Origin of the sequence: Sphingomonas sp. TF3 (genome assembly GCF_003985085.1) — a bacterium.
Classification (GTDB): domain Bacteria; phylum Pseudomonadota; class Alphaproteobacteria; order Sphingomonadales; family Sphingomonadaceae; genus Sphingomonas.
In genome coordinates this window covers 1-20,483 of sequence record NZ_RWKS01000008.1, presented here as the reverse complement: position 1 = coordinate 20,483, position 20,483 = coordinate 1, and the positions used below count along the sequence as shown (strand labels likewise).

General features: G+C 65.0%; 20 protein-coding genes, 1 tRNA gene and 1 pseudogene. 7 read left to right on the top strand and 15 right to left on the bottom strand.

Going from position 1 to position 20,483, the window contains the following annotated elements; translation table 11 throughout:
• Positions 1–37 precede the first annotated feature (37 nt).
• The 10 genes from murD to EJC47_RS08655 all read right to left on the bottom strand — a co-directional run bounded on the left by murD (position 38) and on the right by EJC47_RS08655 (position 10,886).
• A complete protein-coding gene (gene murD, locus EJC47_RS08700; RefSeq protein ID WP_260591521.1) occupies positions 38–1,429 on the bottom strand; it encodes a UDP-N-acetylmuramoyl-L-alanine--D-glutamate ligase in 1,392 nt (463 codons plus the stop codon).
• Positions 1,426–2,496, bottom strand: coding sequence for a phospho-N-acetylmuramoyl-pentapeptide-transferase (gene mraY / locus EJC47_RS08695; RefSeq protein ID WP_126846903.1), 1,071 nt, complete (start codon positions 2,494–2,496; stop codon positions 1,426–1,428). Before mraY ends, murD begins: the two co-directional genes overlap by 4 nt.
• Positions 2,496–3,875, bottom strand: a complete 1,380-nt coding sequence (locus EJC47_RS08690; RefSeq protein ID WP_126846901.1) for a UDP-N-acetylmuramoyl-tripeptide--D-alanyl-D-alanine ligase — start codon at positions 3,873–3,875, stop codon at positions 2,496–2,498. Before EJC47_RS08690 ends, mraY begins: the two co-directional genes overlap by 1 nt.
• A gap of 115 nt (positions 3,876–3,990) precedes the next feature.
• Positions 3,991–5,406 (bottom strand): UDP-N-acetylmuramoyl-L-alanyl-D-glutamate--2,6-diaminopimelate ligase, encoded by a 1,416-nt coding sequence (locus tag EJC47_RS08685; protein ID WP_126846899.1) that lies wholly within the window; start codon positions 5,404–5,406, stop codon positions 3,991–3,993.
• Positions 5,403–7,142: a peptidoglycan D,D-transpeptidase FtsI family protein gene (locus tag EJC47_RS08680; RefSeq protein WP_126846896.1), complete on the bottom strand. Its 1,740-nt coding sequence runs from the start codon at positions 7,140–7,142 to the stop codon at positions 5,403–5,405. Before EJC47_RS08680 ends, EJC47_RS08685 begins: the two co-directional genes overlap by 4 nt.
• A complete protein-coding gene (locus EJC47_RS08675; RefSeq protein WP_126846894.1) occupies positions 7,139–7,744 on the bottom strand; it encodes a hypothetical protein in 606 nt (201 codons plus the stop codon). The genes EJC47_RS08680 and EJC47_RS08675 overlap by 4 nt, the downstream gene beginning before the upstream one ends.
• The gene (rsmH, locus tag EJC47_RS08670) at positions 7,744–8,739 is read right to left on the bottom strand and encodes a 16S rRNA (cytosine(1402)-N(4))-methyltransferase RsmH (RefSeq protein WP_409574480.1); all 996 of its coding nucleotides are present in this window, start codon (positions 8,737–8,739) and stop codon (positions 7,744–7,746) included. Before rsmH ends, EJC47_RS08675 begins: the two co-directional genes overlap by 1 nt.
• A complete protein-coding gene (locus EJC47_RS08665; RefSeq protein WP_126846890.1) occupies positions 8,700–9,200 on the bottom strand; it encodes a division/cell wall cluster transcriptional repressor MraZ in 501 nt (166 codons plus the stop codon). The genes rsmH and EJC47_RS08665 overlap by 40 nt, the downstream gene beginning before the upstream one ends.
• A 333-nt stretch (positions 9,201–9,533) precedes the next feature.
• A complete protein-coding gene (locus tag EJC47_RS08660; protein ID WP_126846888.1) occupies positions 9,534–9,809 on the bottom strand; it encodes a hypothetical protein in 276 nt (91 codons plus the stop codon).
• An 87-nt stretch (positions 9,810–9,896) separates the two neighbouring features.
• Positions 9,897–10,886 carry a cysteine synthase A gene (locus EJC47_RS08655; protein ID WP_126846885.1) on the bottom strand — a complete coding sequence of 330 codons (990 nt, stop codon included), beginning with the start codon at positions 10,884–10,886 and terminating at the stop codon, positions 9,897–9,899.
• Between the two features lie 239 nt (positions 10,887–11,125).
• On the opposite strand from EJC47_RS08655, the gene EJC47_RS08650 reads away from it, so the two are divergent.
• From EJC47_RS08650 to aat, 3 genes are all read left to right on the top strand, one after another.
• On the top strand, positions 11,126–11,500 hold the full coding sequence (locus EJC47_RS08650; protein ID WP_126846883.1) for a hypothetical protein: 375 nt from the start codon (positions 11,126–11,128) through the stop codon (positions 11,498–11,500).
• A 72-nt stretch (positions 11,501–11,572) separates the two neighbouring features.
• Entirely contained in the window at positions 11,573–12,298 is a 726-nt protein-coding gene (locus EJC47_RS08645; RefSeq protein ID WP_010404029.1) for a ParA family protein, read from the top strand.
• 86 nt (positions 12,299–12,384) lie between these two features.
• A complete protein-coding gene (aat, locus tag EJC47_RS08640; RefSeq protein WP_409574482.1) occupies positions 12,385–13,056 on the top strand; it encodes a leucyl/phenylalanyl-tRNA--protein transferase in 672 nt (223 codons plus the stop codon).
• Positions 13,057–13,091: 35 nt separating this feature from the next.
• Here aat and EJC47_RS08635 read toward each other — a convergent pair.
• From EJC47_RS08635 to EJC47_RS08615, 5 genes and pseudogenes are all read right to left on the bottom strand, one after another.
• Positions 13,092–13,325, bottom strand: a pseudogene (locus tag EJC47_RS08635) (DUF2155 domain-containing protein); the annotation flags it as partial.
• 188 nt (positions 13,326–13,513) lie between these two features.
• Positions 13,514–13,906 carry an NADH:ubiquinone oxidoreductase subunit NDUFA12 gene (locus EJC47_RS08630; RefSeq protein WP_126846878.1) on the bottom strand — a complete coding sequence of 131 codons (393 nt, stop codon included), beginning with the start codon at positions 13,904–13,906 and terminating at the stop codon, positions 13,514–13,516.
• 41 nt (positions 13,907–13,947) lie between these two features.
• The gene (locus EJC47_RS08625; RefSeq protein ID WP_126846876.1) at positions 13,948–14,445 is read right to left on the bottom strand and encodes a DUF192 domain-containing protein; all 498 of its coding nucleotides are present in this window, start codon (positions 14,443–14,445) and stop codon (positions 13,948–13,950) included.
• Between the two features lie 10 nt (positions 14,446–14,455).
• Complete coding sequence (locus EJC47_RS08620) at positions 14,456–15,049, bottom strand: cold-shock protein (RefSeq protein WP_126847149.1); 594 nt, start codon at positions 15,047–15,049, stop codon at positions 14,456–14,458.
• Positions 15,050–15,144: 95 nt separating this feature from the next.
• Complete coding sequence (locus EJC47_RS08615; protein WP_249340845.1) at positions 15,145–15,705, bottom strand: regulatory protein RecX; 561 nt, start codon at positions 15,703–15,705, stop codon at positions 15,145–15,147.
• 121 nt (positions 15,706–15,826) lie between these two features.
• On the opposite strand from EJC47_RS08615, the gene EJC47_RS08610 reads away from it, so the two are divergent.
• The 4 genes from EJC47_RS08610 to EJC47_RS08595 all read left to right on the top strand — a co-directional run.
• The gene (locus tag EJC47_RS08610) at positions 15,827–17,617 is read left to right on the top strand and encodes a fatty acyl-AMP ligase (protein ID WP_126846874.1); all 1,791 of its coding nucleotides are present in this window, start codon (positions 15,827–15,829) and stop codon (positions 17,615–17,617) included.
• 65 nt (positions 17,618–17,682) lie between these two features.
• Complete coding sequence (locus EJC47_RS08605; RefSeq protein ID WP_126846872.1) at positions 17,683–20,040, top strand: putative bifunctional diguanylate cyclase/phosphodiesterase; 2,358 nt, start codon at positions 17,683–17,685, stop codon at positions 20,038–20,040.
• A 46-nt stretch (positions 20,041–20,086) separates the two neighbouring features.
• A tRNA-Trp gene (locus tag EJC47_RS08600) sits at positions 20,087–20,163 on the top strand.
• 132 nt (positions 20,164–20,295) lie between these two features.
• The coding region (locus EJC47_RS08595; protein ID WP_221885165.1) for a hypothetical protein at positions 20,296–20,483 on the top strand (188 nt) is incomplete at its 3' end.

Sequence of the window (20,483 nt, the reverse complement as noted above, 5' to 3'; positions counted from 1 at the left end):
CTCCGCCACAATTTCGGGGTAGGTTGACGCCCCTCGCTCATGCCAGCGCCGCCACGGCGCGGCGGAACTGCTCGCCGCGATCCTCAAAATCGCGAAACTGGTCGAAGGAGGCGCAGGCGGGCGACAGCAATACGGTGTCGCCGGACTGTGCGTTGCGCGCGGCGGCGGCAACGGCGGTGGCGAGATCGCCGCTTTGCTCGACCGGCACCCTGCCTTGCAGGATTTCGGCGAAGCGCGGGCCGGCCTGCCCGATGGTGTACGCGCGCACGACATGCCCGAAGTGCGGAGCGCACGCATCGAGATCGTCGGCCTTGGCCTTGCCGCCCACAATCCAGTGAACCCGCCCGAACGCGGCCAGTGCGGGGGCGGTCGATTCGGGATTGGTCGCCTTGCTGTCGTTGATATAGGTCACGCCGCGCAGGACGCGGACGCGTTCCATGCGGTGGGCCAATCCGACAAAGCTTTGCAGGGCGGCATCGATCGCAGCCTCGGGCACGCCGAGCGCCTGCGCCACCGCAATCGCGGCCAACGCGTTCTGGGCATTGTGCGGCCCCTGCAACGATGGCCAGCGCGATTGGTCCATGCACACGCCGGGCGCGATCTTGGTGAGATGCTCAGCCCGCGCCGACAGGCTGCGCGCGATCAGCGCCGAGGGGGTATCGCCAATGCCGATGATCGCTTCGTGCGCTGGGGACTGCATCGCGAACAAGCGGGCCTTGGATGCGGCATAAGCATCGAACCCGTCATAGCGATCGAGATGGTCGGGGGTGATGTTGAGCAGCACCGCGATATCGCAGTCGAGGCTTTGCGTCAGGTCGATCTGATAGCTGGAAAGCTCGAGCACATAGACGCCCCCTTCCAGCAACGGCTCCTGCTCCAGGATCGGCAAACCGATATTACCGCCCAAGCGCGACGGAACGCCGGCCGTTTGCAGGATGTGATCGATCAACGAGACCGTGGTCGATTTACCGTTGGTGCCGGTGACGCCCACCACCTTGTGCGGCGGCAAAGCGGGCCGCGCCTGCGCGAACAGCTCGATATCGCCGATGATCGGCACCCCTGCCGCTCGCGCCTTGGCCGCGACCGGATGGCGGTTGAGTGGCACGCCCGGCGACACGACAAGCGCGTCGAAACCGGAAAGATCGATCGTTTCGGGGTCGGCAAACACCAGAGTCTCCCTCTCCCCTTTAGGGGAGAGGGTCGGGGAGAGGGGCTGTCCTGGAGTGCCGAACGTGCCGCCTGTTGCAGACTCCCCCTCTCCCCGTAAGCGGGGAGAGGGAGAAGAAAGCGCTTCACGCTTAGCCGCATCCGAATCCCATGCCGTCACCGCCGCGCCGCCCGCCAGCAGCGCGCGCACGGTCGCGGCACCAGAGCGCGCAAGCCCCAGCACAGCGTAGCTTTTGCCGCGCCAGAGGGGCGATACGATCACCGGAGCTTCAACGTTGCCAACCCCGCCAGCGCGAGCACCAGCGCGATGATCCAAAACCGGATCACGACCGTTGGCTCGCTCCAGCCGAGTTGCTCGAAATGGTGGTGAATCGGTGCCATCTTGAACACGCGGCGGCCAGTGCGCTTGTAGAAGAACACCTGGATGATCACGCTCATCGCTTCGATCACGAACAGCCCGCCGATGATGCCCAGCACGATTTCATGATGCGCCACCACCGCGATCGCGCCGAGCGCGCCGCCGAGCGCGAGACTGCCGGTATCGCCCATGAACACGGCAGCGGGCGGCGCGTTGAACCACAGGAACGCCAGCCCCGCCCCGACGATCGCGCCGCAGAAGATGGCCAGGTCGCCAGCGTGCGGCACATGCGGAATGCCGAGATAGGCCGCGAACTTGGCGTTGCCCGCCAGATACACGATCAGCATGAACGCGACCGCCGCGATGATCACCGGCATCGTCGCCAAACCGTCCAGCCCATCGGTCAAATTCACGGCATTGCCGAACGCCACGATGGTGAAGGCAGCGAACACGATGTAGAAATAGCCAAGCTCGATCACCGGCCCGCTGTAAAACGGCAAATACAGATGCGTGCCGTTTTCATGCACGATCATCGTCGCGGCGATCCCGGCGATGGCGAATTCGCAGACCAGCCGCAGCCGCCCGGAAACGCCCGCCGTGCTCGCCTTGCGCACCTTGTCATAATCATCGAGAAAACCGATCGCGCCAAAGCCCAGCGTCACGAAGGTGCACGCCCAGACGAACGGGTTGGACAAATCCATCCACAACAGGATCGAAAACACCATCGAGGTCAGGATCATCAGCCCGCCCATGGTCGGCGTGCCACGCTTGGCGAGGTGGGATTGCGGCCCGTCGGTGCGGATCGGCTGGCCCTTGCCCTGGCGTACACGCAACCAGCCGATGAAGCGCGGGCCGATCAACAGCCCCAGGAACAGCGACGTCGCCACCGCGCCGCCAGTCCTGAACGACAGATAGCGAAACAGGTTCAACACGCTTGGGAAGCCGAGATAGGCGGCGATGAAATAGAGCATTAGTGTTCCCCGCTCCGCAGGCCAGCGACAAGTGCCGCCAACCCCACGCCGTTCGATCCCTTGATGAGCACCGCATCGCCCGGTGCCAGCATCGTGGACAGGCTGGCGCGCGCCGCAGCGGCGTCGGCGACATGGACGAAATCGCCCTTGCCCTCAAGCGCGTTCAGCAGCGGGCGGGCCCGTTCACCGACGAGAATGCCCGCTTCGACGCCAGCGGCCAGCACCGGTTCGGCGAGGCCCGCATGATAAGCATCGCTGCCCGCACCCAGCTCGCGCATTTCGCCCAGCACGACGATTTTGCGTGCGGCAGGCTCCGCTGCAAGCACCGCGAGCGTCGCGCGCATCGACGACGGATTGGCATTGTAGCTCTCGTCGATCACCAGCGCCTGCCCGTCGCCGACCGCGACGGTAAAACGCGCGCCGCGCCCGGCCAGGCCGCCCAGTTCGGCCAGCGCGAGCCCCGCCAGCGCCAAATCTCCGCCAACCGCATCCACCGCCGCCAGCACGGCCAGGCTGTTGGACACCCAATGCTGCCCCGGCTGACTGATCGTGAAGCTCAGCTCGCGCGTGCCCACCACAGCGGTAACGAAGGTGCCGCCGCTTTCGGTGCGCATCGTTTCGATCGCACGGACGTCTGCCGCTTTGTCGAGGCCAAAGGTGACAATCCGAGCCGCATAAGGCATGGCTGCGGCGATCAGGCGGTCGCGATGCGGGCTGTCATAAGGGACGATCGCCACGCCGCCCGGCTCAAGCCCCCGGAAAATTTCACCCTTGGCATCGGCGATGGCCGCTTCGTCGCGGAAGAATTCAGTGTGCGCCGGGGCAATCGTGGTGATGATCGCGACATGCGGGCGCACCAACGTGGTCAAATGCGCCAGTTCGCCCGCATGGTTCATGCCCATTTCGAACACGCCGAAGCGCGTTTCGGCGGGCATCCGGGCGAGACTGAGCGGCACGCCGGTATGGTTGTTGTAGCTCTTGACCGAGCGGTGCGCCCGCGCCCGCGCCCGCGCACTCCGCTCCAGCGCAGCGTACAAAGCTTCCTTGGTCCCGGTCTTGCCGACCGACCCGGTGACGCCGATGATCTTTGCCGCCGTGCGCGCGCGGGCGGCGCGGGCAAGGTTCTCCAGCGCGGCCATCGTATCGGGGACGAGGACATGCGGGTGCACGCTCGGCTGCGACACCAGTGCCCCCGCCGCGCCGCGCGCAAACGCCTGGTCGAGGAAGCGATGGCCATCGGTCGCAGCACCGGTCATCGCCACGAACAAGTCGCCGGGGCCGACTTCGCGCGAATCGAAGGTCACGCCGGTGGTGGTGAAATCGCCCGATGCCGTGCCGCCGGTGGCAGCCGCGATCGCAGCGGAAGTCCACAGGCTCATAACTCCCCTCCCGCTCGCGGGAGGGGTTGGGGGAGGGAAGCAAGGGCGGGACAGCTTGCGCCTGTCCCCTCCCCTAACCCCTCCCGCGAGCGGGAGGGGAATAAGAAATGCCCGCTCATGCCGCCATCTCCCGCGCGACGCTGACATCGTCGAACGGCAGCACCAGATCGCCGACGATCTGCCCCTGCTCATGCCCCTTGCCCGCGATCAGGACGATGTCCTGTGGCCCGGCCATGGCGATCGCCGCGCCGATCGCCTCGCGGCGCGATCCGATTTCGGTGGCACCGGGCGCGCCTGCCAGCACCATCGCGCGGATCGAGGCGGGGTCTTCCGAGCGGGGATTGTCGTCGGTGACGATGACATGGTCGGCCATCGCCGCGGCGATGCGCCCCATTTCGATGCGCTTGCCCTGGTCACGATCGCCGCCCGCGCCGATCACCACGATCAGCCGCCCCGCCGCATGCGGCTTGAGCGCCGAAATCGCCGCTTCGAGCGCGTCGGGGGTATGCGCGTAATCGACATAAACGGGCGCACCCTGCGCCGCGATCACCGCGCGCTCCAGCCGCCCGCGCACCGGCTGCAACCGGCCGAGCGCGGCGATCGTCGTGGCGACATCGCCGCCGCACGCCATCACCAAGCCCGCCGAAGTCAGTGCATTGGCCGCCTGATAGGCACCGATCAGCGGCAGCGTGACCTTATAGGTCTTGCCCTCCGCCTCGATTACCAGCCCCTGCCCCAGCAAGGTCGGATCGCGCCCGACCAGCTTGAGCGTTTCGCCCGTGGTGCCGACCGAGAGCACGCGAATGCCGCGCGCGCGCGCGACCTCAGCGACGCGGGCCGAGGCGGGATCGTCCGCCCACAGCACCGCCGTACCATCGGCTTCCAGCACTTCACTGAACAGGCGCAGCTTGGCGTCGAGATACGCCTCCATCGTGCCGTGATAATCGAGATGATCGCGACTGAGATTGGTGAAGGCGGCCGCGCGCACCGCCAGCCCTTCGGTGCGATATTGCGACAGGCCGTGGCTCGATGCCTCGAACGCGACATGGCTGACGCCTTCGCGTTTCAAACCGGCAACGTTGGACAGGAAGGTTACGATGTCGGGCGTGGTCAGCCCGGTCGAGACGCGGTCATCGGCGGTGGTGACGCCCAGCGTGCCAATCGAGGCGGCGTGAAACCCCGCCATCCGCCACAACTGCCGCACCATTTCGACCGTCGAGGTCTTGCCGTTTGTGCCGGTGACCGCGACCGCAACCTCCGGGAAGGGCGCGAAGAACTGCGCGGCGAGTTGGGCGAAGCGGCGGCGCGGGTTGGCATCCGCAATGTGGAGCGCGCCGACTACGTGCGCCTCGGGGCGCGCCACCACCGCAATCGCGCCACCCGCGACGGCGGCTGCGATATAGTCCTCGCCATTGACGACCGCGCCCTGAAACGCGCCGAACACGACGCCTGGCGCAACCTTGCGATGGTCGATTGCAAAACCCGTGACCGTCGCATCCGGCGCACCGCCGACCAGCGTTGAAAGCTTCACTGTTCCTCCGCGCCGCTCGGCGGCGTTGCCCCGGCGACGAGAGTCAGCATCGGCCGGAGATCACTAATGTCGACGTCGCGCCGGGCGTCGGGCATCACGCCCAGGATCGCCCCGGTCCGCGAGATCACCCGCCCGACCACCGGCGCAGCGTTCCACGCCGCCGTCTTCAAACCGAATGTTTCCCTGGTACCTCCGGGCGAATCGAGCATGGCCAACACGACATAGCGCGGCGCGTCCATCGGGAAAGCGGCAACGAAGGTCGCGACGTTGCGGTGATGATCATAGCCGCCGTTCGACGCCGCTTCGGCGGTGCCGGTCTTGCCGCCGACGCGGTAGCCCGGCGCATCGCCCTTACGCCCGGTGCCGTAAAGGCAGACGAGCCGCAGGAGCTGGCGCATCCGCGCGCTGGTCGCCTCGGACAGCACGCGCCGCCCGGCCGGTGCCTGGCCGGGCGCGACCTTGAGCAGGGTCGTGGGCCGCCAGATGCCACCATTGACCATCGTCGCATAAGCATTGGCGAGGTGCAGCGGGGTCACTGCGATGCCGTGACCGTAAGCTGTCGTCATCACCGTGGTGCGGCCCCAATAGCGCGGCCAGATCGGGCCGGCGCGTTCGCGCAGTTCGATCGACGGGCGCTCGCCAAAGCCCATGCCGGTGAACATCGCGGACAGCTTGTCCTTGCCGAGCTCGTCGGCGATCCGGGCGGTCGCCACGTTGGACGAATAGATCAGCGTCTCGGGAATGTTGAGCCAACGCTTCGGGTCGCCGCGTTCGTCGTGAATCGTGAAGCCACCGACCTTGAGCGGCGCGGTCGCATCGAAGCGGCGCGCCATTGAGGTGATCGTGCCGCTCTGGATCGCGGTCGCCATGGTGATCGGCTTGAAGGTCGAGCCGAGTTCGTACACCGATTGCGTCACGTTGTTGCGCAGCGCGTCGCTGGTCGTGCCGGTCAGTTTGTTGGGATTGTAAACCGGCAGCGACACCATCGCGAGCACTTCCCCGGTGTGCACGTCCAACACCAGCCCGGTCGCCGCCTTGGCCTGGAAGGTGACCATCGCCCGGCCGAGTTCGCTTTCCATCGCCGTCTGCACGCGCGCGTCGATCGACAGCGCGATCGGCTCGCCACGGTGGCGCGGGTCGGTCAGCCGCGTATCGAAGGCGCGCTCGATCCCGGCGCGGCCCATGATGTTGGGGTCGGTCGCGGTCGGCCCGATATAGCCAAGCGCATGCGCCGCCATCGTCGATTGTGGATACAAACGCTCGGGCTCGCGCGCAAAGACGATACCGGGTTCGCCGAGCGCGTGGATCTCGTTCACCATCGCGGGCGAGGCGTGCTTGTCGAGATAGGTGAATTTGGCCTTCATCGTCAGGCGTTGCAGATACCAGGCCGAGTCATGCTCGGGCATCGCCGCCGCCAAGCGATCGGCCAGACCTTGACGATCGCCCAGCAATTCCGCCGGACGCACGCCGATCGTCCAGGCTTCGATCGTGCGCGCCAGCGGCTGGCCGTTGCGATCCAGAATGTCGGCGCGCACCACCGGATTGACCGTCAGCGTCGCCGCCCCGGCGGGGGAGCCGAGCAGCCCCAGCAGCGCAATCCGCACTATCACCAGCAGGAAACCCGCGCCGATCAGCAGCATCAGCATCATCAACCGCACATGCGCAACCGCGACCAGCGCATGGCGCTGATCGCTCGATCGCCTGGCTGGGAGGGGGCGCGCGACGAGGGTGCTCATCGCGCCGACCGGCTTTCCGCTCGAGCGCCGCTGCGCAAATCCCCGATCATGCTATCGTCGAGCAAGGCCCGGTCGAGCATCGCGACCGCAGCACGCGGCCTGGGCGGCGCGGCCGCGGCCATCGCCGTGCGTGGAGGCGGTGCGGCACGCTGGACCGCTGGCCCTTCGACTCGCGGAGCAGGTGTCACCGCAGTGGCCGCGTGCAGGACAGGTTGCGTCGCCGGAGACCGCTCGGTGGTCATCGCAGTAACGGGTGCTGCAGGCACGAACGAGGCCATCTGCACGGCGGGCGTGCCGGGCGCGGGGGCGCTGCCCGGTTCGATCGACGCGAGCGCGGCCTCATCCTGAACGAACTGCCCCTCGGCCGGCGCGACCAGCCCGAGCGTCTCGGCATTCCATTTGTCGAGCTGCGCGAGGTTCGCGCGGGTGTCGAATTCGGTTTCCAGCGCACGGATATCCCGCCGCGCGCGTTCGATCTCGCTCGCGGTACGGTCGAGCTTCTTGCGCTCCGCCGCGACCTGTAGCGGCACGAGCAGGAAGCCAAGCGCCACCGCGACGCCAGCCAGAAACCATCCGAGACTCTTCCACGCCAGCCCCAGCATTATAGCAATCCCTCTGTCCCAGGTGTTTCCGGCCACGCCGCCGCACCGGTACGCCGTGCGGTGCGCAAAGTGGCCGACCGCGCACGCGGGTTGCGCGCAATCTCGTCTTCGGTGGCGCGAACGCCGCGCCCGACCTGTTCGAAGCTCGGCGCGTGCTTCGCCGCCACTTCGGGCAAATGCCGCGATCCCGATGGCAACCCGCCCGAGCGCTCGCGCAGGAAGCGCTTGACCATGCGGTCTTCGAGGCTGTGAAAGGTCACGACCGCCAAGCGACCGCCAGGAGCCAGTACACGCTCGGCCGCCGCCAACCCGTCGGCCAGCTCGCCCAATTCGCGGTTGATGTGGATGCGGATCGCCTGAAAGGTCCGCGTCGCCGGGTCCTTCTTGTCATGCGGTTTGTAGCCAAGCGCACGTCGCACGACATGCGCCAGCTCGCTGGTCCGCGTGATCGGGCGCGCCGCGACGATCGCGCGCGCGACCCGCTTGGCGCGCGGCTCCTCGCCGTAAGTCTTGAGCACATCGGCAATCCGGCCTTCGTCAGCCTCGTTGACGAAGTCGGCTGCACTTTCGCCCTCCTGGCTCATCCGCATATCGAGCGGACCGTCCGACTGGAAACTGAACCCGCGCTCGGCCTGATCGAGCTGCATCGACGACACGCCGATGTCCATCGTCACGCCCTGCACCGGCACGACGTCGCGCGCGGTCAATTCGGCATCCAGCGCGGAGAAGGTGGCAGGGACCAGCGTCAGCGCGCCATCGGCGTCGCGCACCAGCGCCTCGCCTGCGGCAATCGCATCCGGGTCGCGATCGAAAGCGAATACGCGGGCACCGCGCGCCAGCATCGCGCGGGTATAGCCGCCCGCGCCGAACGTCGCGTCGACATGCACCTCGCCCGCTTCGATGGCGAGCGCGTCGACCACTTCGTCGAGCAGCACCGGAATGTGCGGGGCATCGCTCACAACGCGATCCCCTTCACCTTGCAGTGATAGCGGCATGCCGCCTGCATCGCCGGATCGACATCGACCGCGTCGATCAACGTCTTCGGGTCCCAAATTTCGATCCAATCGAACGTGCCCCAGAAGAAGGCGTTTTCCCCGATATTGGCGTAATCGCGCGGGAAGCCGGGCATGATGAAGCGGCCCGATCCATCAAACGGCACGGGCTCGCCGCTCGCGCCGCGGCGCTTCAAATTGTAGTTTGGCTCACCCAGTTCATTGAGCTGGCGCGCCTGGATCGCCTCGATCTCGGCCTTCAGGATTTTGACATAGGCCGGGTCATAGGCGCGCAGGCATTTTTGTTGCGGATGGACGCCGACGATGACGGTGCCGCCATCCTTGCCGTCGGCACGCGGGCTGTTGGTCGCCAGCGCTTGTCGCAGCGATGCAGGAATCGCGACCCGGCCCTTGTCATCGACAAGACCGAGGCCGTCTCCCTGATATTCGCTCCGATCGTCCACGCTTACCCCGCACCCGTCGGGCAAGCCCCTCCCGTGCCCAGAATCGCGGGATCGCGACGCTAGGTGCCCGCATGGTCAGCGCATGATGCGCAGGCGAGATGAGTCTGCCCCTGATGGATCAGAAGTAACACGGGGCGAGCCGGGGATACAAGGGGAAACACGGGGATTTGAGGGGAGAGAGCCTCAATCGTCGCGTTTCTTCGGGGATTTTAGGCGTGCCATATCAGCTTGTTCTTGGTGCGTTCGCAGATCGAGGGGTTACAATCGGGGGATTAACCGGCAAAACCGGTCCCGGCGGGGCGTTTTCCCCGAAAATCCCCGGTGAAGGGGGCGTCACCGAACGGGTGCAGCAGCAGCCTTTGACGAAGCAGCATCGCTCTGATTGCTGGCGGGGGTAACGGCACTGGGCGCGACGCCGAGCTCGGCCAGCGGCTCCTTCGCCGAATCGGCGGTATTTCCGGAAACCATCGTCGCGACAACGTCGGGACGCGCACTACCGATAGCGGCAACTTGCCGATCGCGACTGACCGTCGCGAAGATCGCGGCAGCGAGGCCGATGAGCAGCAGGACCGCGGCGAGGCCGATCATCCCGACTTTCGCACGCTGCATCGTCTGCGCTGGGTCTTGAGCAAGAATTTTCATAGGCTGTGGCATAAATGTAACGCGTTAACGCGTGCTTGTCGATGCCGACGATTCTCAGCCCCTAAGCCAGGGCGGAACCGCCAAGCCCTTCTCCTCCAGCCAGGCGCGATTGTAGAGCGTTGAGAGATAGCGAAAACCGGTGTCGCACAGGATCGTCACCACGCGGCTGCCAGGTCCAAGCTGCCGCGCCAGTCGTACCGCCCCTGCCACGTTTATCCCCGACGACAGGCCAAGACACAGCCCTTCTTCCGCCAGCAGCCGCGTCACCCATTCCATTCCCTCCGCATCCGAAATGCGAAATTGCGTATCGATCGGCGCGCCCTCCAGATTGGCGGTGATTCGCCCTTGCCCGATTCCCTCGGCGACCGAAGAGCCCTCGGCCTTCAACTCGCCATGCGCATAATATTCATAGAGGGCAGCACCGTGCGGGTCGCTGAGCGCGATACAGACAGCCTCGTCCTTTGCCTTCAGCCCCATCCCGACTCCAGCGATCGTGCCGCCGGTGCCAGCCGCGCAGGTGAATCCATCGATTCGCCCGTCCATCTGCGCCCAGATCTCCTCGGCGGTGCCAACGATATGCGCTCGGCGATTGGCGATGTTGTCGAACTGGTTGGCCCAAACCGCGTTCGCGGTTTCCTCCGCGATCCGCCGCGACGTGTGGACGAAATGTGCCGGGTTCGAATAGGGCGCGGCCGGCACCAGCACGAGCTCGGCCCCGAGCGCGCGCAACGTGTCCATTTTCTCGCGGCTTTGCGTCTCGGGCATCACGATGATCGTGCGATAGCCTTTGGCATTGGCGACCAGCGCCAGCCCAATGCCGGTATTGCCGGCGGTCCCCTCGACAAAGCACCCGCCGGGCTCGATCAGCCCGCGCGCCTCCGCATCCTCCACGATACCCAGCGCCGCACGATCCTTTACCGAGGCACCGGGATTGGCAAATTCGCATTTGCCGTAAATCTCGCCCCCAGCCGCCTCGCTTGGCCCTTTGAGCAAGACAAGCGGGGTATTGCCGATGAGGGCGAGCGTATTTGGGGTCGTGTGCATGCTCCCGAAATGCCGCGTGTTGGCTGCGGGGGCAAGCGAGCGTTGCTTGGCCGCGCACAAGCCTGGCCGTTTAGCGGAACGGGATGCGGTGCCCATTACCCCAATCGGCACCAAATCCCGGCCGAAAACCGGCGAAAATGTGGAGCTTGCGTTACACAATTATTGCAGCGCAAAAATGATGGTCCTTACGGGAAACACCACTCTTGACGCCCCGTGCTGCGTGCGCGAAGAAAAATGCCATGACCAAGCGCATCCTCCCCGCCGCCGCCCTTTTCCTGATGCTCTCGGCTTGCGAAAACAAGCCGACCGAAGTGTCGACCGTCGCGCCCGACCCGATGGCAGCGGTGCTGGCCAACAAGGCCCCGGTGGAACTGCCGCCGGCGATCAAGAAGGAAGTGACCTTCCGGTGCAAGGATAACAGCCTAGTTTACGTCACCTTCTTCCAGGGCGACAAGCAGGCGCTGGTCAAGGCGACCGAGAAGGGCACGCCGACCAAGCTCACCGCCGAAAAGCCGGGCGATCCCCTCAAGGCCGATGGCTATGAAATGACCGGCAATGAAAAGGCGGTCACGCTGACTCAGCCCGGCAAGCCCAAGCAGCTTTGCGATATCTGATCCTCGGCACCGGTTGCACGTATCGTCGGCATTCGCCACGATAGGCCGTTCCTGAGCGAGGGGCTTAAAACAGTGTCGACGATTGCGATCTACAGTTTGAAGGGTGGCGTTGGCAAAACCACGCTCGCCGTCAACCTTTCCTGGGCGTCGGCGACATTGTCCTCGCGTCGCACGTTGTTGTGGGATCTCGATCCGCAAGCGGCCAGCACCTTTTTGCTGTCGCAACGCGCCGAGAACGGCAAGCTCAAGGATCAGGCGCAATCGGTCTTCGCCAAGGATGTCGAACCCGACAAACTGATTGAAAAGACCGCGACGCCCCGGCTCGATCTGATCGGGGCCGATGCCTCGTTGCGCGGGCTCGATCTGCTGTTTCACGAACTCGACAAGAAGAAGCGCCTGCAAAAACTGCTGGTCGGGTTGCGCAAGGATTATGACCGCATCCTGCTCGACTGTCCGCCAGGACTGACCGAGACGAGCGACCAGGTGATGCGCGCGGCCGATCTGATCGTCGTCCCGGTCATCCCGTCGCCACTGTCCGAACGGGCGCTGGCGGAGGTCATCAAGCACCTTGGCACCAAGGCGCAGATCATGCCGGTCCATTCGATGGTCGATCGTCGCCGTAAACTTCATGCCGAGGCACTCGCCCGCCATCCCGATTGGCCCGTCGTGCCAATGGCCAGCCTCATCGAGCAAGTCACCGCCAGGCGGGCCCCCGTCGGCAGCTTCGCCGCGCGATCAGCCGGAGCACAGGCGTTTGCGCACTTGTGGCAGGCGATCGAGCGCCGCTTGGCTGCGTGACCCGCGCCACGGACGACTCGCCCTCCCCTCGCCAAACGCTCGACCCGCAACTGGTGCTGGGGGCCTATTCGGTCGGCGTCTTTCCGATGGCCGACAGTCGCGACGCCGAAGAGGTCTACTGGGTCGAACCGCAAGAGCGCGCGATCCTGCCGCTCGATGGCTTTCATCTCTCGCACTCGCTGCGCAAGACCCTCGCCGCGGATCGTTATCGCGTCACTGCGGACACCGCCTTTGCGCAAACGCTGCGGTTGTGCGCGGAATCGGTCCCGAACCGGCCAGACACCTGGATCAACCCCGGGATCGAACGCGTGTTCATCCAGCTTCACGCGATGGGCTTTGCACATTCGGTCGAGGTCTGGGACGGGGCGACACTGGTTGGCGGGCTTTACGGATTGGCACTGGGGCGCGCCTTTTTCGGCGAAAGCATGGTCAGCCGCGCCCGCGATGCGTCGAAAGTGGCGATAGCCTGGCTGGTGGCGCGGCTGCGCGTTGGCGGCTTCACGCTGCTGGATTGCCAGTTCATGACCGATCACCTCGCCTCGCTTGGCGCGATCGAGATCAGCCGTAGCGACTATCTGGTGGCGTTGTCGGCCGCGATCGCGGGAGCGGTCGGCTCGGGGGCCTCGGCGTCGGGGGTGGGCGACTTCTTCGCGCTGGATCGAACGGCCTCGCCGGTGTTGGACAAACCGGTTCCCGCCACGGAGTTCGGCCCGCCTTCGGGGAAGGTCATCGCGCAACTCTTGACCCACACATCATAAATCGGGTGCTGCACGACGTTGAGCGCGGGTCGCTCCTTGAACAGCCACCCCGAAAAAACGCGCCGCCAGTTCTTGTCGCTGCCCGCGACATCAACCTGGACGAATGCCCCGGTATAATGTTCCTGCTCCCACGGCGCGGTTTGCTCGCACGCGCGCAACCGCACGACGACATCGCCGATCCGCGCCGCCTTTCCGGGTTTCAGCACGATATCGCGCGACACGCCGTTACGCTTGTTCAACAGTCCCAAGGTCGCGACGCGTTCCGCCATCGGGGTCGCACCATAGCTCGGATCGACTCCGTCCCCGACATCCACCGTGACGATGTTGCTGGCGCTGGTGTCGGCGTCGAGCGCGGTTTCAGGGGTTTCCTTGGGTTCCGGCGCAACCGTTTTCGACGGGCCGCACCCGGCCAGCACTGCGGCAAGTACCAGCGTCACGCCGCCCGGCGCGAGACGAATCACGCGTCGGGCGTCCACGCTTCGTAATCGCCGGTCGCGGGGGCACGCACACCGCCCTTTTCCAGCGCGCCGCTCGGGCGATAGGCGGCTACCGTGCCAGTCAAATTCGGCTCGGCCGGCTTTTGCCAGGCGCGCGGCGCAGGCAGCGCGCGCGACGGCACGTCATCGACTTGATGGTGGAGCCAACTGAACCACTCCGGCGCGACTCGGCTCGAATCATTGGGGCCGTTGTAGATCACCCAGCGGCGCGGGTTGCCCGCGGTATCGCGCCCGCCCTCATAATAGACGTTGCCAAGCGCGTCTTCGCCTACGCGCGCTTTGCCGCGCAGACCAAAGGCAGTGCCCCAGCTCGCGCCGGTCCACCAGGTGAAAGGATTGAGATTGATGCCCATGAAATGCGCTTAGCGCGACGCCGTGCTGCCTTCAACTGCGATCACTGGCTCTTCTGCCCCGCCCAGGCAACAGGATCGCCTTCGGCGATGCCAAGGTCGAGCGCGCGGCCCCCGCGAAGTTCCAGCACCGCGCTGACCGGTTCGCCCGAGGGGATCTGCGTTTCTGATTGCGGCGCGGTATTTTCGGCGATCCGCGCGATCGTGCCGTCTGCACGGATGAAAATAATGTCGAGCGGGCTCGGCGTGTTCTTCATCCAGAAATTCGCCTCGCGCGGGGGGCCACCCTCTGGCGGATAAGGGGCGAACAGCATCCCGCCATTTTGCGGAATGTCGGTGCGGAACATCAGCCCCCGCTCCTGCTCATCCTTGGTGCGGGCCGTCTCGACGAGGAAGGTATGTTGGCCGTTGGCGCTCTTGATGGTCACCGTGACCGTCTGCGCCGATGCCTCGACCGGATCGGATGCCGCAGTCGTGCCGCTGCAGCCACTTGCCACGCCCAGCGCCGCAACGGCCAACAGCGTTACCCATCGAACGCGCATGATACGGGATTCAGCCTTCCTGTTGCACGACCACTGCAAGGGGGCCTTTATCCCCTGCAACCATCCGCGCAAGCAATAGCTGCCCCGGCTCCACATCGGCCAGTCCAGACCGACGCAACGTCTCGACATGGACAAAAACATCCGCCGAATCGTCATTGCGCACCAGAAAGCCATAGCCTTTCAGTCGATTGAACCACTTGACCGTCACCGGTTCGAACGGGCCCGCTTTATCAAGACCGCAGTCGCGATCCTGCGCGATGGGGGCAGACAGCCGCAGGCGGTCGAGCGGTTCGGCGGCATCGGTCAAATCGATCGAAAGAATCTCGATGGCCTGCAGTCCACGATCTCGCAAAGCCGCCACGCATTCCAGACGCGCGCCTTCGGGAAGGCTGCGCCGCCCGTGCGGGCGCAACACCGAAAAATGAATGAGGATATCGCCCACGGTCGGATCGTCGGCGACCAGGAAGCCGAACCCGCGCGTGATGTCGAACCATTTTAGAACACCCGAATAGACGCGGGTCAACGCGCCGGTCGTAGTCGTCTCCGCCTTGGCCTGTTCCGCGCTTTTCGATCTATCGGGCAACAAAATCGTTTCGTTCAGCATGCCGATACCCCCCCACTCGCTGGCGTAGCACCGACCGCAGGCTAGAGAAAAATCAGACAAGTTCTGTGCGAAACTCCACAGACAGGAAGCGGAATCTATCGGTTTTCGAACAATCGATCGCAATCCTCATCGGGTGCCATCATGGCAATACGACGCGCGAGCGTGAAATCGTGGCCGCCGCGAATCATCGCCGCAATGTGCTTTTCGCGCTCCGTTCGATCCGCCTGTACGCGCGCGAAAGGCCCGATTCGACGGCGGCGGGCAAAGGCCAGCGCGGTCTCTACTGCCCGCGTGGCAACGTCCGGCACAATCGCCGCGCGGTCCTCCTCGGCGAGGCCAGCCTCGCGCAGCGCGCCCGTCACGCGGCGCATGCCCAGCCCGCGCCGCCCCATCGCCGCCGCCCGCGCCTCCCCAAAGGCACGGTCGTCAATATAGCCAAGATCGGCCAGCTTTTGGGCCAGCGCGGCAGGGTCAGCGTCTTCGCCTTCCCATCCACGCTCACGAACCTTCCGCAAAAGGTAGGCGGTCAACCGGCCCCGCGTCGTCGCGAAACGTTCGACATAGCGCAGCGCAAGGCGCTCCAATGCCGCTGCATCCAATGCGGGCGCAATGCGTATCTCTTTGGGATTTGACGGGTTACGGATGGGATCGCGCATGACGCCATCATTGTGCCACAGTCGAACCGGATTTTGAACGCTTGGCATAAGCAGGGGTGCATGCCGAAGGAATTAGAGGCGCAGCGGCCGCGTGCCGTTGCGATCAAGGGCACAAAGACACATGACTATCGATGTTTCGGGCGATCTTTTGGGCGATGCAGAAGTGCGAACCGCCGCAGTGGAAACACCCAAGGCGATCGCGACACCGACCGAGGACACACTGGCGCGACGGTTCGCCGATTTCGACACGCTGGGCGAAGCGCTCGATTATGCGGCAAGCGGGCAACGCGGGCTGAATTTTCACGATGCGCGGGGGTCGCTGACGCGGCCCTACCGGTTCGCCGAGCTGCGCGACGATGCGCTGGCGATGGCGCGCCGACTGATCGCAGCAGGGATCGAGCCCGCCCAGCGGATCGCGATCGTCGCCGAGACCAGCCCGGAATTCGCCGCCCTGTTCTTCGGCGTTATCTATGCAGGGGCCTGGCCCGTGCCTTTGCCGCTGCCGACATCGTTCGGCGGGCGCGATTCCTATATCGAGCAGCTGCGCGTTCAATTGACGAGCTGCGATCCGGTGATGCTCATCTATCCCCCGGAACTATCTCAAATGGCGGGCGATGCAGCGGGATTGGCCGGGGTCGCAGGCATGGATTGGTCCACCTTTGCCACCCGTGCAGCGCCTGATGTGGCCCTGCCCCAGCCGCGCGGCGACGACATCGCCTATCTGCAATATTCAAGCGGGTCGACACGCTTCCCGCATGGCGTGGCGATTACGCACCGCGCCCTGCTCAACAACCTCGCAGCGCACGCCCATGGCATGCAGCTGATCGAGAGTGACCGCTGCGTGTCGTGGCTGCCCTGGTATCACGACATGGGCCTGGTCGGCTGTTTCCTGTCGCCCGTCGCCAACCAGGTTTCGACCGATTATCTGAAGACCGAGGACTTCGCGCGCCGTCCGCTCGCGTGGCTGGACATGATCAGCCGTAACCCCGGCACTTCGGTCAGCTATTCGCCAACCTTCGGCTACGACATTTGCGCCCGCCGCATGTCGAGCCAGACCAAGGCGTCCGACCGCTTCGACCTGTCGCGCTGGCGCATCGCGGGCAATGGTGCCGACATGATCCGGCCCGACGTGATGCAGAGCTTCGTCGATTCGTTCAGCGACGCCGGGTTCAAGGCCAGCGCCTTCCTGCCGAGCTATGGTTTGGCGGAGGCGACGCTGGCCGTGTCGATCATGCCGCCGACCGAGGGCATTCGCGTCGAACTGGTCGAGGAAACCCAATTGTCGGGCGTGCCCGTCGGGCAGGACCGACCACAGCGCTTCCGCGCGATCGTCAATTGCGGCAAGCCCGTGCGCGACATGAAGGTCGAGATTCGCGAAGAAGACGGCACGCCGCTGCCCGAACGCGCGATTGGCAAGGTGTGGTGCTCGGGCCCATCGGTGATGGTCGGCTATTTCCGCGACGAGGCGTCGACCAATGCCTGCCTGGTCGATGGCTGGCTCGACACCGGCGATATGGGCTATCTCAGCGACGGTTATGTCTACATCGTCGGCCGCGCCAAGGACATGATCATCATCAACGGCCGCAACCACTGGCCGCAGGATATTGAATGGGCGGTCGAGCAATTGCCCGGATTCAAGGCGGGCGACATCGCGGCCTTCGCCATCACCACCCCCGGTGGGGAAGAAACCCCCGCCGTTCTTGTACAGTGCCGCAGCTCGGACGATGCCGAGCGCCTGCGCCTGCGCGATGAGATCCGCGAACGGGTGCGTTCGGTTACCGGGATGAACTGCGTGATCGAACTGATCCCGCCGCGCACATTGCCGCGCACCAGCTCGGGCAAGCTCAGCCGGGCGAAGGCACGCAACCTGTATCTGAACGGCGATATCAAGCCCTACGATCTGGCGGCGTAACGGCCCGCAAAAAAGTCGGGCGGCTATAACGATCCGCTAACGCTGCTTGCGGTAGTGTCGGTGTCGTGAGCACCGACAGCACCTCTCAATTCGCAACGCCGCGGATCGACGGCCGGGCATTGCTCGGCCTTTACGACCCGGCGGACACCACCGACTGGGGCCCGATTCGCGCGGCCCAGCTTCATGCCGGTGGGCAATTGGCGCTGTTCCTGCTTGGGGCGAATGTCGTCGGTGCAGCGCTCGTCACGCTGATCCTCGCCGATATCGCCCCGTTATGGGCACTGGCAAGTTGGGCGACGGTGGTCGCCGCCGTGTCGGTGGCGGTTACCTTTCGCCGTCTCGCCGCGCGCCAGCGGGCGGGCAACGCGGCGGGATTGCGCGATGTACGCGATACCGTGCTGGAAGGCATCGCGCTCGCCGCAGTCTGGTCGGTGCCGCCACTCGCACTCGGCATGCGGGCCGATGCCGGGACAGCGCTTGGATTGTGGATCGTTCTATCGCTGTTGATGACCGCGTCCGCCACCGCAATGGCTGCGCTGCCGCTGGCGACGCTCAGCTTTCTCGGTATTTTGGGTTCGGCGATTGCGGCGATGCTGTTTTTTGTCGGGGGGCCGCTCTTTGCCGCAGCGGTGCTGCTGTTTACCGCTTTGCTGATGATCGGCTGTTTCAGTCGCGCGCGCGCCCTGGTGCTGATCCGCGCGGGCGAAATTTCGCTGGCGGAGCGTGATGAAACCGTCAGCCTGTTGCTGCGGGAAGCGGAAGACCATGGCGCAGACTGGCTTTGGGAAACCGATGCCGGTCGCCGGGTGGTCCGCGCATCGTCCCGCTTTGCGCATTCGGTCGGGCTCGATCCGGTCTCTATCAACGGCAAGTCGCTGCTGCAGGTGCTCGCCGGGCCGACTTGGGAAGCAGGAAATTTCTCGGCTGGGCTGCGCCAACTGTCCGACAACCTGAAGGGACGTGAGCCGTTTCGCGGCGTTTTGCTGCCGGTGTTGGTCGGCGACACCGAACGCTGGTTCGAGATCGCCGCCAATCCGCGCCATGACGAACGCGGGGCGTTTATCGGCTTTCGTGGCGTTGGATCGGACGTCACCGAACAGCGGGCATCGGCCGACAAGATCAACCGGATGGCACGGCTCGACACCTTGACTGGCCTCCCCAACCGCTTGCTCATCAACGAAGCGTTGGTGCGTGCCATGGCGGATGCGGAAAAATGGGGCAGCCGCTGCGCCTTCATGATGATCGATCTCGATCGCTTCAAGGCGGTCAACGACACGCTCGGCCACCCGGTCGGAGACCGGTTGCTCAGTCGCGTTTCGGAACGACTCGCAAGTTTGATGAGCGACAACGAAATTATCGGCCGCCTGGGCGGCGACGAATTCGCCGTCGTCGTCCGCGACGCCAGCGACACGTTGCGCCTCGAACGCCTTGCCCAGATGATCGTGGACACGCTGTCGCGCCCGTATGAGATCGATCAGCACACGCTCTACACCGGGGCCAGTGTCGGCTTGGCGACCGGACCACGCGACGGGCGGACCGCTGAAATGTTGATCCGCTCCGCCGATCTGGCGCTGTATCGTTCCAAGGACGCGGGCGGAGGCAAGTTCACCAGCTATGAACCGCAATTGCACGTCGCGGCCGAAGAGCGCCGCTTGCTCGAACAGGCGTTGCGCAAGGCGCTGAGCAATAACGAGCTCCATCTCAACTACCAGCCGGTGGTAAACTCCGACACCGGGCTCCTGACCGGCTTCGAAGCTCTCGTACGCTGGACGCACCCGGAACTGGGCGTCATTTCCCCCGCAAAATTCATCCCGCTCGCCGAAGATGCGCGCCTGATCGCCCCGATTGGGGAATGGGTCTTGCGCACCGCCTGTGCCGAAGCCGCCGGTTGGCCAGGCGAGACGCGGGTCGCGGTCAACGTGTCGCCCGAGCAACTGCACAACCCCGGCTTCGTGTCGATTGTCGCCTCGGCTTTGGCCAATAGCGGCCTGCCTGCCCACCGCCTCGAACTCGAAGTCACCGAAAGCGTCTTCATGCGCGACGACACCGGTGCCGTGAAGGTGCTGGAACGGATTTTGGCGCTCGGCGTGCGGCTCAGCCTCGACGATTTCGGGACAGGCTATTCGTCGCTCGGTTACCTCAGCCGCACGCGCTTCTCGACCATCAAGATCGACCGGAGCTTTGTTATCGGTGCAGCCAAGGGTGTGGCCGAGCCGATCGCGATTATCCGTGCGGTCGTGGTGCTTGCGCAGAGCCTGGGCATGACGACCACCGCGGAAGGCGTAGAAACGGCCGACCAGCATCGCATGGTTCAAGATCTGGGCTGTACCAAGGTGCAGGGCTATTATTTCAGCCGCCCCCTGCCCGTCGCCGAAGCCCGCGCGCTCGCCCATCGTGACGGCCACGAACGCGCCGTTGCATGAGGCATCTTGCGGACTACGCAACCGCTCGCTAAACGGCCCGTCTGATAGGGGTGTAGCTCAGTTGGTTAGAGCGTCGGTCTCCAAAACCGAAGGCCCTCGGTTCGAGTCCGAGCTCCCCTGCCACCGTCCATGCCATCGCGGCTTTGGACAATTCCCAACATCCCTGGAAATTTCGGCGCGGTAAGCGACTGATATCGCGATTCGGTTTTACAATAGAATCGTGTTATGCCTCCCACAACTTCGGGGGAGGTTCTTATGGCATCGGGCATCCGGACTTTCGGAATTGACGTTTCCCACTGGAACGGCAAGGTTTCATGGGATGTGGTGATGAAACCGGACGCACCGGTTACGGTCCATTTCGCCTATGTAAAGGCCAGCCAACTGTATCTTGGCGTATCGGGTCACGCCGTCCATCAGAAAGACAGCGAATTTGATGAAAATTG

Excerpts from the sequence above, each read along its gene's own strand:
- rsmH (WP_409574480.1), bottom strand. The coding sequence starts at position 8,739 with ATGCCGCTATCACTGCAAGGTGAAGGGGATCGCGTTGTGAGCGATGCC.
- mraY (WP_126846903.1), bottom strand. The coding sequence starts at position 2,496 with ATGCTCTATTTCATCGCCGCCTATCTCGGCTTCCCAAGCGTGTTGAAC.
- EJC47_RS08680 (WP_126846896.1), bottom strand. The coding sequence starts at position 7,142 with ATGAGCACCCTCGTCGCGCGCCCCCTCCCAGCCAGGCGATCGAGCGAT.
- EJC47_RS08650 (WP_126846883.1), top strand. The coding sequence starts at position 11,126 with ATGACCAAGCGCATCCTCCCCGCCGCCGCCCTTTTCCTGATGCTCTCG.
- EJC47_RS08610 (WP_126846874.1), top strand. The coding sequence starts at position 15,827 with ATGACTATCGATGTTTCGGGCGATCTTTTGGGCGATGCAGAAGTGCGA.
- EJC47_RS08690 (WP_126846901.1), bottom strand. The coding sequence starts at position 3,875 with ATGAGCCTGTGGACTTCCGCTGCGATCGCGGCTGCCACCGGCGGCACG.
- EJC47_RS08630 (WP_126846878.1), bottom strand. The coding sequence starts at position 13,906 with ATGGGCATCAATCTCAATCCTTTCACCTGGTGGACCGGCGCGAGCTGG.
- EJC47_RS08660 (WP_126846888.1), bottom strand. The coding sequence starts at position 9,809 with ATGCAGCGTGCGAAAGTCGGGATGATCGGCCTCGCCGCGGTCCTGCTG.
- aat (WP_409574482.1), top strand. The coding sequence starts at position 12,385 with ATGGCCGACAGTCGCGACGCCGAAGAGGTCTACTGGGTCGAACCGCAA.
- EJC47_RS08615 (WP_249340845.1), bottom strand. The coding sequence starts at position 15,705 with ATGCGCGATCCCATCCGTAACCCGTCAAATCCCAAAGAGATACGCATT.
- EJC47_RS08620 (WP_126847149.1), bottom strand. The coding sequence starts at position 15,049 with ATGCTGAACGAAACGATTTTGTTGCCCGATAGATCGAAAAGCGCGGAA.
- EJC47_RS08625 (WP_126846876.1), bottom strand. The coding sequence starts at position 14,445 with ATGCGCGTTCGATGGGTAACGCTGTTGGCCGTTGCGGCGCTGGGCGTG.
- EJC47_RS08675 (WP_126846894.1), bottom strand. The coding sequence starts at position 7,744 with ATGCTGGGGCTGGCGTGGAAGAGTCTCGGATGGTTTCTGGCTGGCGTC.
- EJC47_RS08655 (WP_126846885.1), bottom strand. The coding sequence starts at position 10,886 with ATGCACACGACCCCAAATACGCTCGCCCTCATCGGCAATACCCCGCTT.